6 protein-coding genes are annotated in these 17,205 nt (G+C 53.6%); 5 read left to right on the top strand and 1 reads right to left on the bottom strand.

The window, feature by feature from the left end; genetic code table 11:
- Positions 1-89: 89 nt before the first annotated feature.
- Entirely contained in the window at positions 90-4,127 is a 4,038-nt protein-coding gene (locus tag ACYU87_RS24205; protein ID WP_461136603.1) for a hybrid sensor histidine kinase/response regulator, read from the bottom strand.
- Positions 4,128-4,647: 520 nt separating this feature from the next.
- On the opposite strand from ACYU87_RS24205, the gene ACYU87_RS24200 reads away from it, so the two are divergent.
- From ACYU87_RS24200 to ACYU87_RS24180, 5 genes are all read left to right on the top strand, one after another.
- Positions 4,648-7,713, top strand: coding sequence for a SusC/RagA family TonB-linked outer membrane protein (locus ACYU87_RS24200; RefSeq protein ID WP_461136602.1), 3,066 nt, complete (start codon positions 4,648-4,650; stop codon positions 7,711-7,713).
- Between the two features lie 14 nt (positions 7,714-7,727).
- Positions 7,728-9,356 (top strand): RagB/SusD family nutrient uptake outer membrane protein, encoded by a 1,629-nt coding sequence (locus ACYU87_RS24195; RefSeq protein ID WP_461136601.1) that lies wholly within the window; start codon positions 7,728-7,730, stop codon positions 9,354-9,356.
- 83 nt (positions 9,357-9,439) lie between these two features.
- Complete coding sequence (locus ACYU87_RS24190) at positions 9,440-14,842, top strand: Ig-like domain-containing protein (RefSeq protein ID WP_461136600.1); 5,403 nt, start codon at positions 9,440-9,442, stop codon at positions 14,840-14,842.
- A 469-nt stretch (positions 14,843-15,311) separates the two neighbouring features.
- Positions 15,312-15,941, top strand: coding sequence for an RNA polymerase sigma factor (locus tag ACYU87_RS24185; RefSeq protein ID WP_461136599.1), 630 nt, complete (start codon positions 15,312-15,314; stop codon positions 15,939-15,941).
- Between the two features lie 15 nt (positions 15,942-15,956).
- Positions 15,957-17,081, top strand: a complete 1,125-nt coding sequence (locus ACYU87_RS24180) for a FecR family protein (RefSeq protein ID WP_461136598.1) — start codon at positions 15,957-15,959, stop codon at positions 17,079-17,081.
- Positions 17,082-17,205: the final 124 nt, after the last annotated feature.

Here is a 17,205-nt window from a genome sequence, read left to right as displayed (position 1 = left end):
CTAACAGGATGAGACGAACCAATAGTCAATCTGCCCGATTGACGTGACAATGTTTCTCTAAGGGCCGTATAAGGTGTTTGCTGACAGTATCAGGCTCTGTCTTTTACCGACAGGTGTTCCGCTGGGGCGTGACCGAACTGTTTTTTGAAGGCCCGGCTGAAGTAACTCCGGTCGTTGAAGCCAACCCGGTATCCGGCTTCCGATACCGTTACCTGACCCGTTTCCAGTAGCTGAGCCGCTCGCTGCAAACGGATGTAACGAATGAAGTCACGGGCCGATAGACTGGTCAGGCTTTTGAGCTTTCGGTACAGCTGCATCTGGCTCATGTTCAGTAGCTCCTGCAAATGCTCGGCATCGAAATGGGCGTCGTCGATATGCTCCTCAATGAAGGCGGTTGCGCGTTGTAAGAATACTTCGTCGACATTCGATAGCTTCACGTCGCTGGGCCGTAACCAGACCTCCTGAACGAACGCCTGCCTGAGCCGCAAGCGATTAGCGATTAAACTTTGCACTCTACCGCGTAGTAGTGTAGCACTGAAGGGCTTGGTTACGTAATCGTCGGCGCCTACCTCCAGGCCAGCTAACTGGCTCGGTACGCTGGCTTTTGAGGTGAGTAAAACGACAGGAATATGGCTGGTCTTCTCGTCCGTTTTCAGCAGGTGACACAACTCCGGCCCTTCCAGTTCGGGCATAATCCAGTCGCTGACGATGGCGTCGGGTAGATGCTCGCGGGCCAGTTGCAACGCCTGCTGACCGTTGGTGGCTGACAATACCTGAAACTCACCGGAAAAGTAATCCGTCAGGTAAGCGTTTAGGTCAGGGTCATCTTCGGCAATTAACAGAACCAGCGACCCGGCCGACAATGTACCGGACTGATCGGGAACAGATTCATCGAAGAGTACGGGTGATGCCACCATCGGCGTGCTCAGCCAGTCGGGATGGAAATCCTCCGCCTGTGCCGGTAGCCGAACAATGAACGTGCTGCCCTGGCCAGGAGTGCTCGTCACCCGAATACTGCCCCCCAGTCGGTCGATCAACTCCCGGGTCAGAGACAGGCCAATACCCGTACCTGACGATTTGCGTTGCTCGCCCTGGTAAAAGCGCTCGAAGATTCGGCTTTGCTCCTGCGGGGTCATACCTACACCCGTGTCGGTAACGGTCAGTTGTAGTTGATTGTCGATGATCTCAGCCCGCAAGCTGATTTGTCCACCTTCCGGCGTGTGTTTGAGTGAATTAGATACCAGATTCGTCACAATTTTCTCGATGAAGTCCAGGTCTGACCAGACGCTGCTCAACGCTGGATCAAACCATACCTTCATCTCAATGCCTTTACCCTGCGTCATGCTTTCAAACGAGCGAACCAGCGAATCCAAATGTTGGGTAAGGTTAGTAAGCCGAATTTGAGGTTCCAGGGCACCGTTTTCCAGTTTCGACAGATCCAGCAACTGATTAATTAGCGTCAGTAACCGGTTGGCGTTCCGGTGCATAACCCAAAACTGATGTTGTAGTCGGTCGACGGCGGGAAGCTCCTCCGCTAGTAGCTTTTCCAATGGGGTTAAAATCAGGGTCAGGGGCGTCTTAAACTCGTGCGATACATTGGTAAAGAAGCTTGTTTTTGCGTCGTCGAGCTGCCGGATCGACTGCGCCCGCATCTCCTGAATCCGGGCGTCGGCTTTTAGTTTTTCCTGAACGCGGATATTCCGACGGATAAGCGCAAACAGTCCTAGCAACAGAACGATATACCCAACTAGGGCCCACCTGGTCTTAAACCAGGGAGGTAGTACCGTAATCCGTAATTGTGTTTCAGGACCCCAGTGCTGGTCAGTCTGGGCCGCTTTAAGCCGGAAGGTGTACGCACCGGGTGACAGGTTGGTATAGGTCGTGTTTTTCTGTTCGTCGGTGTATCGCCAATCGGAATCGAACCCCTCCAGTTTGTACGCGTAGGCGAGGTGGCGGTTTTGTCCCCAGCTCAACGCCCCAAAGTCGAGCGTGAACACATTCTGGCGCGGGGTTAGGGTCAACTCTTTAGTAGCGTTTAGAGCTACCGATAGGGGAGAGTCGGCTTCTCCTGCAACGACTGGTCGGTTGAACAATTCCAGTTCAGCCAAATAGGCTCGTGGAGCAGGTAACGGCTTCGCGAACTGATCGGGGTGCAGCAACACCAGGCCCTGGGTACTGGCGAAGGCAATATCACCGTTGGGTAACCGCACACTGCCTGGATTGACGAACTCGCTGGTCGGTAACCCGTCGGTTTCGCTGTAAACCGTCATTTGCTGGGTCGACCGGTTCAGGCGGGTTAGCCCTTCGCTGGTGCTGATCCAAAGATTACCGTAGGCATCTTCTTCCATTGAAGCAATCATATCGCCCGACAGGCCATTGTGCTTCGTATACAGGGTAAACCGATCCTGATTCGGCTGCATTCGATTTAGACCGGCGCTGTTGGTACCCACCCACAAGTCGCCCGCCGAATCCTCAAACAGGCAGGTGATGTAATTATCACTGATGCCCCCAGTCCCGGAAGAAAACTCTTTTACTTGCCCATTACGTCGATTCCAGCCTATCAGGCCCTGATCGTACGTTCCTAACCAAAGCCAGCCGTGCCGATCCTCAACCAGGCAGGTAAACGTCATGTACTTCTTTGTACGGAGCAAATGGCGGATAAGACCCAGGCTATCAACCCGATTGCGTTTAGGGTCATAGGCATACAACCGTTGGTCGCTGTCAATCATCCAGACACCTCCATCCTGTTTGTGGGCAAATGATAGAACATGCCCACTCGTTGAGGGAGTCAACGTAAGGACTTTGGAATGCCCCTGCGCATCGTACTGAACAACACCCCCATTCCAGTAACTGACGTAAAGATGACCGCTTCGATCCGTAAACATCCGGTACACATCCTGACTGGCAAAGGGCGCGGCAACAGGCTGCATAGATCGGCCATCGGTTCCGATGCGTAACAGGCCGCGTACGGAACCCACCCACAAGTTACCTTCCGTATCAGTACTTACCGCCGAAACCCTGGGCGTCAACAGGCGACGCGGGCCGGTCGGCCGTTGACTGATTACCTCAATCCGGGGCGGGTCAGCATACCACACATTGATACCACCTTCCCAGGTACCTACCCATACGTTGCCTTGTCTGTCAGTTAGCAGTGATTGAATCGCATGAGTCGACAGGCTGGATTCATCCGAAGGGTCGGCGCGTAAGGTCTGCACCTGGCTGGGGTTGTCGAACGTAAAGCGTCGGATGCCGTCGTCAGTGCCTACCCAGAGGTTTCGGTATTTATCCTCTGTAATGGCCGTGATCATATTATCGCTCCGGTCTGGGCCCACCTCCCCATATAGCCTGGTTAGCTGGCCATGCTGCTCGTCCAGCACGTAGAGACCCATATTGCGCGTAGCGACCAGCAGTTGCCCCGACTGACTGCGCAAAAATGCCGTGATCCGTTTGGGCATCCGCGACCGCTGGGCGGCTGGGGGTAATTGATAAGTCCGGATGAATCGTCCGTCAGGATTGAAATGAACGATGAGACCATTATCGAAGCCAAACCACAAACTGGCATCCTTGTCTTTCAACGCGCAGGTCACAACGTGATCGAGTCTCCCCACAGAGTCCGGCAGCAGGTATTGAGTAGCCTGGTTGCGTTTGGTATCCACGACCAGCCAGCCGCTCCCCAGGGTTCCGGCCCAGACGCGTCCCTGCCGATCCGTCACGATACTCGAAATACCCCAATGGCTGACATCCAGGCCGTTTGTCGTGCGTTCGATATGTGTAAACGTCCGGCCATCGGGATTAAGCCGTTGCAGCCCACCCGTGTACGTTCCTACCCAGAGTTGCCCGCCTAGGTCTTCGCCTACAGCAACGACGTCACCGCTTCGCAGGCTCCTGGGGTCATCGTGGCGATGGCGAAACGTCTGGAACACGTGCCCATCATAACGATTGAGCCCGTCGCGGGTAGCCATCCACAGAAAGCCCCGCTGGTCCTGAAAAATTTTGCGAACGGTGCTCTGCGTTAACCCCTGGGCCGAGCCAATTCGTTCGAAACGCATCGGTGCCTGAGCAATGGATGCAGTCGTGACCAGCGACCACAGAATCAAGTAACCGAGAAGAGCGTAATAGCACCGCATAAGAGGTTTAGCGTAACCGAAGTGTTGATCGGAGCCCCAAAGAGACTATAAATTCTGTAATAATTAACCTTTACAAAAGACCAATCCTTTCATCTTCTAATAATCGTCCGGAGATTCTGAAGAGAAAACAAAGGGCCGCATGCCCCCGAACGTAGGATTCGTCGTCATTACCTATTGCTTCGGCCGCTGAAAGCACGCAACTCTGACGGCTATCTCCCCGAAAATGATAAGAAATTGACTTGAAATCAGCCTGCTGCAAACTGAGTCCAACAGTTTGCAAGCCCAGTGAACGCCCGTCGGCTGCCATCAACAGACTTTTGTTGAGCAATTCCGGTATAAAATATAATCCTTACAAGTCACTGATTGTGCATGCTGCCGTTCCGACGTGCCACATCCCGTTTTCGTCCAGCTAATGAATTTTCCAGACTTGTCTGGGGGGAATGCCTGCTCATTGGCTTGCTACTGATCGTTGTTGTGCTTCTCCTGTATGTATGGTTTTAACCCTTAATCAATTTCTATTATGACTAAACGAATACTTCCCTTTCCAGGTATTGGGTCGATGAGGCTTCTGATAGGCCTCGTTTGGATGGTGGGCCTGAGCAGTTACGGACTGGCTCAGACGGTAAGCGGTCGGGTAACCGCATCTGAAAATGGTGAATTGCTGCCTGGCGTCAGCGTCATTCTAAAAGGTACTACGCAGGGAACAACCACCGATAATCAGGGGCGATACACACTGAGTATCTCGGGGTCTAATCCAACGCTGGTCTTCAGTTTCATTGGCTATGTTCGTGAAGAGATACCTGTGGATGGCCGGAAAACTATCGACCTAAGTTTAAGAGAGGATACCAAATCCCTTTCCGAAATTGTGGTGGTCGGTTACGGCGAACAGCAGAAAGCGAACCTGACAGGATCGGTCGCCACGGTGAAAACCCGCGAGATTGTACAAGCTCCCGTCGCCAATATCAGCAATGCGCTCGTTGGCCGGCTACCAGGTCTGATTGCCGTACAGTCGAATGGTGAACCGGGTAGTGATGGGTCTAATCTGTTAATCAGGGGCGTCAGCACATTTGGCAGCAGCACAACCCCACTCGTCGTCATCGACGGAATTCCCCGCCCAGACTATGGATTCTCACAAATTGACCCGAATGAAATCGAAAGCATTTCAATTCTGAAAGATGCGGCTTCGGCGGCTGTGTTTGGGGTTCGCGGTGCCAACGGGGTCATTCTGGTGACAACCAAGCGTGGCAAAGCAGGCAAAACAAGCCTTTCATTCTCGGCCCGCACGGACTGGCAAATGGCGACGCGCCTGCCTAAATACCTCGACTCGTACAATATGGCGCTGTTGCTCAACGAGGGCTACCGCAACGAAGGCAAACCCGAATTGTATTCGGCCGACGCCCTGGAAGCGTTCCGGACGGGTTCTAACCCCGACGTGTATCCGAATACAGACTGGGCGAAGGTAGCCCTGCGGCCATCGGCTCCCCAGCAGCAGTACAACATCTCGGCTAATGGTGGTACGGACAAAATCCGCTACTTCATTTCAGCCGGTCACCTCAATCAGGAAGGTTTGCTGGAGAATAATAAGTTTAAACGCTACAACCTGCGGTCGAATATCGACGCCGACGTGACTAACACCACGCGTCTGACGCTCGACCTGAGCGGCCGTATTGAAAACCGGCAATACCCGAACAAGGACGCTAACCAGACCTTCTGGTTCCTGAACCGCAACCGGCCTACGGCGGTAGCTTATTACAGCAACGGCCTGCCTGGCAACTACATCGGTGAGAACCCGGCCGAAGCACCCAAACACGGCTACAAGAAAGATGTGCGGAATGTGTTCCAAAGCATCGCCACCATTACCCAGCAATTGCCTTTTGTTCCGGGGCTGTCAGCAAAAGGTGTGATAGCCTATGATCAGCAGTTCCGGACGTACAGCGCCTGGTTTGAACCCTATTCGCTCTACAATTATGACGCTACGGCGAATACGTATACAGCTTTGCCTACGGGTCCTGCCTCGCTGAACCAGACGTTCGATCAGATATCCAACCTGACGACGGAAGCGCACATCAACTATGTACACACGTTTGGCAAGCATGATGTATCCGGCCTGTTCCTGTTCACGCAGACTGACACCCGATCCAGCAACCTGGGCGCTACCCGGTCCAACTATACCCAGACCACGCTCGATCAGTTGTTTGCGGGTAATGATGCGTTCCAGACCAACACAGGTAGTGCCGATCAACGGGCGCGCCGGGGCTATGTGGGCCGAATTTCGTACTCGTACAACAGCCGGTACCTGTTTGAAGGCAACTTCCGCTACGACGGTTCGGAGAATTTCCCACCGGCTACGCGCTGGGGCTTCTTCCCATCTTTTTCGGCTGGCTGGCGCATCTCGGAGGAACCGTTCTTCCAAAAAGCGTTATCAACGGTTGATTTCCTGAAAATCCGCGCGTCGTGGGGGCAGTTAGGGAACGATGCTATTGGTCGGTTTAAATACCTCTCGACCTACTATTACGACCGGGGCTACGTGTTCGGGCCGGATGCGCAGCAGGTGAAAGGACTCCGTCAGGGCGAATTGCCGAACCAGAACATCACCTGGGAAAAAGCCACCTCGTCGAATGTCGGTCTGGAAGGTAGCTTGTGGAAGGGTAAACTCGGGTTTGAAATCGACCTGTTCTACAAACGCACCAGCGACATCCTGACCAAGCGAAATCTGGCCGTTCCGGCTACGCTCGGGGCGCAATTGCCGTTCGAGAACACGGGCATTATGGATAACAAAGGCGTTGAACTGGTCCTCAGTCACCAGAACCGGATTGGTGGACTAACCTATAACCTGCGCGGTAACCTGACTTTTGCCCAGAACAAAGTCGTGTTCAAAGACGAACCGGCCGACAAAAACCCAAACATTCGCGAAACGGGCCGCAGCCTCAACCAATTCATTGGCTACCGGGCGCTCGGCCTCTTCCAGTCGCAGGAAGAAATCGATGCCGCACCCAGGCAGCCAAATGCCGTCCAGCCGGGCGACATCCGTTACGAAGACATCAACGGCGACGGCAAAATTGACAGCAAGGACGTTGTGCAGATTGGCCGCAGCCCAATTCCGCAGCTTATTTACGGCTTTAGTGCCGGGGCGCAATACAAAGGGCTCGATCTGAGCATCTTCTTTCAGGGAGCAGGCCGGGTCAATGCCTACGTTGATTACGAAGCCGCCTGGGCGTTCTACAACAGTGGCAAAGCCCTCGTGAGCCACCTCGACCGCTGGACGCCCAGCAATCCGGACGCTACCTACCCGCGCATAACGACCCAGCCAACGGCAAACAACACCGAAACATCGTCGTACTGGCTGAAAGATGCGTCGTACCTGCGCCTGAAGAACCTGGAGTTAGGCTACACCCTGCCTACGGCTCTATCGACAAAAGCCCGGATTAGTACGCTTCGCGTCTTTGTCAGCGGTCAGAATATCCTAACGTTCGACAAGCTTAAAGTGCTGGACCCCGAAGGACCCGGCAACTCAGCCAACTCGACGCGGGGCGGTTTCTATCCCCAACAAAAAGTGTACGCGGTAGGCGTTAACGTCGGCTTCTAATCTTTCCTAATTCCATGAAATCCGTACGAATTTTCATACTCATCCTAACGGGTCTAGGCTTTTTTCTGGCTGCCTGCCAGAAAGACTTTCTGGACCGTAAGCCCCTCAACTCGTTCTCCGACGCGGCCGTCTGGAGCGATTACTCCCTGGCCGAGCAGTTTGCGAATAATATTTACTCAGGTATCATCAGCGGTTTTGAGCGAGGTGGCTATCACCTGTCCGGCGCTACTGACGAAGGCGAAAATACGTTTCCCTGGCCCGTTACCAACGACATGAACCGGGGGGATTTGAGCTACACGAATCCGGACAAATCGTTACGGTACGGCTATTACTGGACCAATCCGCCGACGTACTGGACCTACGGATACGACTACATTCGTCGGTGCAATATCTTCCTGGACAACATTAAGTCAGTACCGGGCGATACGGCCAAAATAGCGGCTCTGACCGGTGAAGTGAAGTTTCTCCGCGCCTATTATTATCACGAACTGGTTAAGTTTTATGGGGGAGTGCCCTTAGTGACCAGGGCGCTGGGTGTTGAGGATATATCGCAGTTACTGATCCCACGTAACACCTACGCCGAATGCGTTGATTTCATCAGTAAGGAGTTAGGCGAAGCAGCCGCCTTACTGCCCGCTAATCGCTCGGGCCAGGCGTTAGGACGGGTTAGCCGCGGGGCCGCTTTAGCTTTACAGAGTCGCGTGTTGCTCTACGCTGAACGTTGGACCGACGCAGCCGTTGCCTCGAAGAAGGTCATTGATGCCAAAAACTATACGCTCTTCCCCAACTTTGAGAACCTTTTCAAAGCAGCTAACAACAACAATGCAGAGGTTATTTTCAGCAAGCAGTACAAATCGACGCTGGTAACCCACGATTTTAACCGCAACAACGGCCTTATCAGCATTGGCGGCTGGGGGGGCGTCTGCCCAACGCAGAACCTGGTCGATATGTTTGAGATGACCGATGGCCAGACTTACGATAAGTCGCCGTTGTACGACGCCAGCAGCCCGTACAAAAACCGCGACCCCCGATTCTATGGCACAGTCATCTACGACGGAGCGGTACTGGGAACGGGGGGCGATGCCATTACGGTACAAACCCGCGTGAAAGGCAACAATGGCATCGACGGTGGCCCGAACCAAACCGACGGTAACGCCACAACCACGGGTTATTACCTGCGGAAATACATCGACGAATCGTTTTTCAAAAACCCGACAAACGGATACAACAACTGGATTCTGCTCCGACTCGGTGAAGTTCTGCTGAACTACGCCGAAGCGCAGAACGAAGCCGCCGGTCCCGACGCCAGCGTGTATGATGCCATCAACACCTTGCGGGCCAGAGTGAAAATGCCCGCCCTGCCAGCCGGTTTGTCGAAGGCCGACATGCGGGAGCGGATTCGGCGGGAGCGGGCCGTCGAGCTGGCGTTTGAAGAGCACCGCTTTTACGACCTCCGGCGCTGGAAACTGGCCAAGCAGGTAATTGGCTCACCCATCTACGGCATGCGCATTAGCCAGGACGGCAAAACGTTTATCCGCTTCAAAGTGGAAGATCGGGTGTTCAGTGCCAAAGATTACCTCATCCCGATTCAGCAGGACGAGCTGATCAAGAACACGAAGTTACAGCAGAATCCAGGTTGGTAAGGCGCTTGCCCTACCCCTGTGGTTCCCTTCTATCCACACCCCGAGTAACGGCTTAACCAATTCACCTTACCCTTATTTCAACAATGAAAAAAATGATGCTCGCGGTCGTTGCCGGGCTTACCATGCTCAGTAACTCCGCCCTCGCACAGCGCGACCCGCTCAAGTGGCCCTTCGCCAAAACGTCTATCTGGAACATCCCCATTCACAACAGTGCAGTGTATGCGCCAGCTAACATTCAGGATGCGTCTTACTTTGAGGCTGATGAGGATGTTGTCATATTCAAGCCGAATGAACCGTTGATGAAGGTAGAAACCAACTATGCCGGCTGGTCGGGGCAGGACCGCTGTCCGGTGCAGGGGCCTACCCTGTTTTCAGCTCCTATCCCATCCAGCTTTATCTACGATAAAAATGTATGGGTTGGTAGAACCCCGAACGCGGGCGTAGCTATTCTGCAACCCGATGGTAAAATCTGGCAGGCTCAGCCATTTGCTAAATGCGCCACCGACGTGGCCACCGCCCAGTACACATGGGCACCGGATGGGTGTGTGCTGACAGGAGAATGTATTGAAGGGGCGCATGGGGGTAGCCATCTATCCGCTATCGGTGGTACCATCCGCGTTGGTGAGTTTGCCTCGGGTAAGATTCCGCACGTGATCAAGCTCAACCTGTTTGGGAAAGAAAATTTTTACCACGACGCTACTGGTGGAAAACGCTGGCCGGCTACGAATCAGGATGGCGGCTACAATGATCCAAGTGCTTACAACTATTACGGAGGTACCAACCCTGAAATGAAAATTGGGGCATTGCTGGCCTTAAATAAAGACGTAGTGCTCAATAGCGTGAGTGACAACAGCCTGGGGCTGAAAACCCAGGCAGGGCTGATTCTTGCTCGTACTCTACGCGACTACGGTGGCTACACGGTTGATAATACAGCGGGGGATAGTTATGCATTCATTACCGAAACCGGCCCCGAAGGCTCAGTACGCCAGGAGTTCAAGCAGCTCTACGGCTATGATATAAACGGAAACCTGGGTAGTTCAGACTGGACCAACGACCTTAAGCTGCTGTTCAAAAATCTGTATGTCATAACCAACAACACTCAGGGTAATCCAGGTGGTGGTCCCATCATCGACCTAACCAACCGCCGGGCACCGGCTGCTCCTGACTTCACACCAGCTCAGACCTTCAAGATTATGCCCATGGGCGACTCCAAGATTGAAGGGGGTGGTGGCGGTAACGCCCAGGCCAGCTGGCGGGGTTTCCTGCGTACGCGGCTGATGCGTAACGGTTATAAGATCGATTACGTCGGCGACCGCCAGAACTACGCCGAAGGCGATACCATTCCCAACGATAAGGACCACGCCGGACACGGCGGCTACACCATCGGGCCGGACATACAAAAGTTCTGTCCGACCTGCGAAACGACCGGGCTGTATGAGCATATCCAGGATTATCTGCCCCAGGCTAATCCGGATATTGTCCTGCTGGCCATTGGCATCAACGATATGTTTGGCGAAACCAGCCACGCCCCCGGCTACAAAGAGTCCGCACCCCAGCGCTACCAGGACCTGGTCAACAAGATTCTGCAACTCAAGCCCGGCGTTCGGCTGATTCTGGGTACGGTTGAGCCTGTTAAGTGGGATAAGAACTGGGGCAGCAATCCCGATGACAAAAGTCTGGGTGCGCTCAACGCCAAGATTCGGGCCATTGCCAATGCCAGCGATACGGACAACATCTTTCTGGCCGACGTTTACCAGAAGATGCTGGCAACCTGGGACCCCGGCGATTATTTCGACGACCTCCACCTGAGCAAGCAGGGCGCTACCAAAGACGCCAACGCCTGGTTTGATGCGCTGGTGCCCATTCTCAACAACACGCCCGCCAACGTAGCCCCTACGGTTAACCTGACTTCACCCGTGAACAGCGCTACGTTTGCGGCTCCGGCCACCATCAACTTCGAGGCCGAAGCCAACGATTCGGACGGTAGCGTTACCAAAGTGGAGTTCTTCAACGGCGCTGCTAAGGTTGGCGAAGCCACTGCATCGCCCTTCCGCTACACCTGGAACGATGTGGATGAAGGCACGTACCTGCTGAAAGCCGTGGCTACCGATAACCTGTTCGCAACAGCTACCTCAGCCGTCGATACCGTTACGGTCAAATCGACGGATGGCTACGTGAAGTTTACCGGTACAGGCATTGGCTCGCCAGGCTCGTACGAAAACAACGGCAAGACCTTTGCTAAGGCGCTCGATGGCGACCTCGCTACCTACTTTGATGGCGCAACTCCGGCGGGGCAGTGGGTTGGACTAGACTTTGGCGTGGCCAAGACGGTTAGGAAGGTACGCATCGTTCCCCGCACGGCCTGGGCGCTGCGGATTGTGGGTGGTAAAATCCAGGGTTCTAATTCGCCTGACTTCTCCAGTGCAGTTGACCTCTATACCTTTACCCAAACGCCCATCGAAGGGTTTTACACGACGGGACGGTTTGCAACTACGGGTTTGTACCGCTACTACCGCTTCCTGTCGCCTAACACCGGCTACGGCAACATCAGCGAGCTGGAGTTCTGGGGAAACTCCACCGACCCGACGAATCAGGTTCCGGTTTGTAAGATCGACTCATCGCTCAACAACACCCGTCTTGCGCCGGGGGCCAGCCTCACGCTAACGGCATCCGCCAGCGATCCGGATGGTTCGATTACGAAGGTCGAGTTTTTCAGCGGTACAGCCCTCATCGGCACGTCGACAGCGGCCCCTTACCAGTACGTCTGGACGAATATACCGGTGGGTACCTACTTCGTTACGGCTAAAGCAACGGATAACGCGGGCGTGACGAAGTCGTCGGACGCGGTGAAGATTACGGTCGACAATCTAGGGTCTGATGTGTTGTATGCCGAGGATTACAACACGAATACGGCCGTTGGCTGGCAGACCAATGGAGGCACCTGGACAGCCACCAATCAACGCTACGAAAGCTCCAACACCAACGGCGAATTTACGTCGTTCTACAACGGCGCTTCGTTCAGTAACTACTCCTATGCAGTAGATGCGGTGGCCAGTTGGGACAACAACATCGGTGTTGTGTTCAACTACCAGAATACCAACAACTACTACCTCGTCACCTTCAATTCAAAATCCAAAACGGTAGACTTGAAAAAGAAGGTGAATGGCGTCTTGACGACGATTGCCTCAACCACGTTTGCGGGTGGAGGTACAGGCGCTACCCACGCAATTCTGGTTACCAACAGCGGTGGTACCACCACGGTCAAGATCAACGGCAACACGGTGTTCAACAACGTGGCGACGCCTGACTTCATGAGTGGTAAAATCGGTTTGTATTCGTTCTACTGCCCTGCCCGCTTCGATAACGTTGTTGTTCGATCGGTTGGTGGTTCAACAGCCCCGGTACCCACGGTTGCGCTTACCAGCCCGGTTGCCAATGCGACCTTCACGGCCCCGGCAACCATCACACTGACGGCTTCGGCCAGTGATGCGGGTGGCTTTACTAAGGTGGAGTTCTTCAACGGTACGACCTTGCTCGGTACGGCCACGAACAGCCCGTACGCCTACGTCTGGAGCAACGTTGCGGCCGGTACCTACGCCCTGACCGCTAAAGCAACCAATACCAGCGGAACAGCCGTTACATCCTCGACAGTATCGGTAACCGTTGGCGGTGCGCCTGTGGCACAGGATGCCATTGCCTTTAACAAGCCCCCAATGGTCGTTAATCCGGGGCAATCGTACACGGTCAATGTCAATTACACCGCCACGACGAAGCGCATCATCGACGTGTACCTGTTCAACGCCCAGTATCAAACAATCGCATCGAAGAACGTACAGGTCGAAGCGGGTTCGGGTACGCAGGCCGTAATCCTGACCATCCCGGCGGGTGCTGCTCCAATCAAGGGCGGTAACTGGTCAGTCAATCTGTGGAAAAGCGACTGGTCAGCCGTGGTCAAGTCGAGTAACACTTCTGGCGTTCGGGTCAACGCCCGGCCAACGGTTAGTCTGACGTCGCCTGCCGAAAGCGCTACGTTTACAGCGGGGGCTAACATAGAGTTGGCCGCCACAGCTACCGACAGTGATGGCACAGTCAGTAAGGTGGAATTCTTCAACGGCGCTACGTCACTTGGCACAGCCACCACGTCGCCCTACGCGTTCACGCTGACCAACGTATTGGCCGGTACCTACACCCTAACGGCGAAAGCATCGGACAACGATAGTCTGGCCGCTACTTCGACTGCCACGACCATTACCGTACAGGCGGCTCCTTCGGCTAAAGTGCGGGTGCTGCACAAAGACGTCGACAATAACGTAGCTAATAACGTGATCAAGCCGACGCTCCAGATCGTTAATGAGGGTGATGCTCCGCTTGTATACGGTCAGCTGACCCTGCGCTACTGGCTAACGGCCGAAAACTTTGCTCCGCTGACCAACTTACCAATCTATTATGCGCAACTAGGGGGCAATAAAATTCGGACTAGCTACGTAGCCCTTGACAATCCTCGTCAGGGAGCATGGGGTTACGTTGAGTATCGCTTCGATGAGTCGGCCGGTCAGCTAGCGCCCGGCGGCAACTCAGGCGAGATACAGAGTGGCATCGCCAAGCAGAATAATACAAACGTCAACGAAGCCGACGATTACTCCTACGCCAACGCCCAAACCTTTACCGCAAACAACCATATTACGGCTTACCTCAACGGAAAGCTGGTGTGGGGTACGGAGCCGGCTGAAGTAGCTGCCCAGCAACGTCTGACAGTCTACACCCAAAACCGAAGCAACGGGGCTAACACCATCAATACGTATCTGCAAGTTCGTAACGAAGGAAACGTGCCGGTAAACTACCAGGATGTTAAGGTCAGGTACTACCTGACGGCGGAGGGCAATCCCGATAAACTCCGCTTCTATCTGGATTACGCGCTGCTGGGCAACTCGAACGTTACGGGGCGGTTTGTTAAACTCGATCCGGCACAGGCCAGCGCCGACGCGTACCTAGAGCTTAGCTTCAACACCAGCCTGGGAGCCATATATCCGGCCAGCAACACGGGCGATGTTCAATACCGGATTGCCAAGGACGACTGGACGAACCTCAACCAGACCAACGACCATTCGTATCTGGTAGGCACTGACTGGACCGAAAACAGCCGCGCGGTAATTTACGTGGCGGGTCAGCGGGTCTGGGGTCAGGAGCCCGGAAGTGGTGCTCGTGTAGCCGCTGGTGCGGAGATTCCCTTTGAGGTAACCATATTAGGTAACCCCGTGAGCGGTCCTGAAGTCGCTGTTGAAGTTCGGGGGGCTGAAGGCCAGCCGCTACGTCTGCAAGTAATTGATACGAAAGGAGCATTGGTGAGCCATCAGTTGATTGAACAGGCTACAGCATCCGAGCAGGTCAGGCTATCCTCAGGACAGCTGCCAACCGGTCTACTGATACTGCGCGTCAGCACTCCTTCGCAAACCAAAACGGTAAAGATTCTGAAGGAGAATCCTTAAGGTACGTTTTCGGCGCTACTTGATTGTATGGTACAATAAGCCACCCCGAGCTATACAGGGGGCCATGAAAAGAACCTCCTTTCCTGCGTCTTGAGCATGACGACCATGTCAGAACCAGAAAGGAGGTCTTTTTATGACCAGCATATGTCAACCAAAAAGAACAACTGCCCCAAAACCGGTCCATACCTGGTCTTTAGAGGTCAATACCCACTACGATCTCCAGCTACTGAAAGAGAAAATAAGCTACGCCATCAGCAAGTACAGGTAATTGCAACTCGTGACATACGTAGAATCTCACTCAGCGATAATGCGGCTCGCCGGTAGAATGACTTCCTTATATATTTAAAAAATTCTTCAAATAAATTATAAAAACTGAGTATCGATTTTTATTTTCCTCCTATTGCTATCCAAATCAACAGGAGGAGTTGTGACTTCCCTACACACGTATTACCAGTAATTTCTCCAGTCTATGCTTAAGTCGGATGTTAGCCGTAACCCAGATGTGTACGCACACCACGACACAGAAACTCAGCTTTGGCTACGGTTCAGGCAGGGGAGTCCGGCTGCATTTGAGCAACTGACAACCTATTTCTATAAGGATCTGCACTTTTATGGAAGCCGGTTTACCCGCGATACTGATCTGCTGAAAGACTGTCTGCAGGATTTATTTGTCGATTTATGGGTATACCGGCAGAAGGTTATGGAGACAAACTACATCCGACCGTATTTATATAAATCGCTCCGCCGAAAGATCTATCGCGAGGTGTCACGCCATGCCCATCGGGCCTCCCACGAAACGCTGCCGTTTAATGAAGCCGATCACTGCGACCTCACCGCCGAGCACAATCTGATACAAACCGAATTGTCCGAATATCAAACGGTTAGACTCAACAAGCTGCTTGAACGACTGTCGGACCGGCAGCGGGAGGCTATCCACCTTAAATTTTACGCAGAACTGAGTAACGAAGAGATTGCCGATATCCTACAGGTTAACAAGCAGTCGGTTGCCAATCTCCTACACCGGGGCCTTAGCCGATTACGGGATGACTGGCCTTCTTTATTGGCCCTACTTGGCGTTTGGCTAACGAATCGGTTATGACCACTTACTCTAAGCATGAAAGACTACGAAAAATTCCGGGCTGAAGATCTGCTGATAGACCCTTGGTTTCTGGCATGGGTTAAGCACGGTCAGCCGGAAGCCCAGCAGTTCTGGGACCGCTGGCAACAGCAGCATCCTGGTCAGCGGGCTACTATATTATTGGCAAAAGATATGGCCGAAGCGCTTAAAAACCGGCCAGGCAGCATGACAGATGAACAGGTTCAGGCCGAGGTAGCCCAGATTATGCGGCTAACCCGTCGTTTACCTGAATCAACAACAGATACGCATGAACGGCGTATCTGGCATCGCCCGGTATGGCAGCTTGCCGCTACCTTCGTTTTAATTATGGGGATAGGTGGGCTTGGGCTGCTCAGGAGAGAAACTACCAACGGTACCAGCATACTTAACCAGCAACTGATTAGTCGTTCCGGCCCGCCCCCGGCGGCCGGCTGGGTTGATCAGGTTAATGGCACCTCTCAACCGGTACCAATCACACTGCCCGATGGGAGCCGCATGACGTTAGCACCGAACAGCCAGGCCAGTTACCCACAGACGTTTAGCAAATCTAAACGGGAAATAAACTTAAAAGGAGAAGCCATTTTTGCGGTTGTGCATGATAGTAACCGCCCTTTTCTGGTCATGAGCGGCCCCTTAATCACCCGAGTGCTGGGGACCCGGTTTCAAGTACGAGCCTTACCCGGCGACTCCCGCATTACTGTAAGTGTACAAAGCGGCAGAGTATCGGTTTATAGCCAGCAGGATCTAGCCCGCTCTCACCGCAGACAAGTTAAGAATGTACCGGGGGTGGTACTAACCGCCAATCAGCAGGTGGTATATGAGGCCAACCATGCCGCGTATCAGAAAGAACTGGTCGTTCAGCCGAGTATCATTATCCCTAACGAATCTCTTGGCCAGTTTGCGTTTCAGGATACTCCGGTGTCGAGTGTATTTGAGCAGCTTGAAAAAGGGTATGGCATCACGATCAACTACGACGCATCACTTTTTCGACACTGCACGATAACAGCAACCCTGTCGGGTGTACCCTTTTATGACCAGCTTAAACTTATCTGTGCGTCTATTGGAGCAACCTACGAAATTGTTGAAACCCACATTGTTGTGAGTGGGAAGGGGTGCCAGTAACCCGCCAATACAAAGTCCCGTCATGCTACCAACATGACGGGACTAACTGACCAATCAGTGAGGGTCTCAAGCTACACTGATCGGGGTGCTATTCCTGCGTCAAGAATAACTAAACCCAGTTAAA

This window comes from Spirosoma lituiforme (genome assembly GCF_054776635.1).
Note: the sequence above shows the minus strand (reverse complement) of the source record. Positions and strands in the feature narration are given on the sequence as shown.

Bases quoted from the DNA above. Each gene is read 5' to 3' on its own strand.
- ACYU87_RS24205 (WP_461136603.1), bottom strand. From the start codon at position 4,127: ATGCGGTGCTATTACGCTCTTCTCGGTTACTTGATTCTGTGGTCGCTG.
- ACYU87_RS24200 (WP_461136602.1), top strand. From the start codon at position 4,648: ATGACTAAACGAATACTTCCCTTTCCAGGTATTGGGTCGATGAGGCTT.
- ACYU87_RS24195 (WP_461136601.1), top strand. From the start codon at position 7,728: ATGAAATCCGTACGAATTTTCATACTCATCCTAACGGGTCTAGGCTTT.
- ACYU87_RS24190 (WP_461136600.1), top strand. From the start codon at position 9,440: ATGAAAAAAATGATGCTCGCGGTCGTTGCCGGGCTTACCATGCTCAGT.
- ACYU87_RS24185 (WP_461136599.1), top strand. From the start codon at position 15,312: ATGCTTAAGTCGGATGTTAGCCGTAACCCAGATGTGTACGCACACCAC.
- ACYU87_RS24180 (WP_461136598.1), top strand. From the start codon at position 15,957: ATGAAAGACTACGAAAAATTCCGGGCTGAAGATCTGCTGATAGACCCT.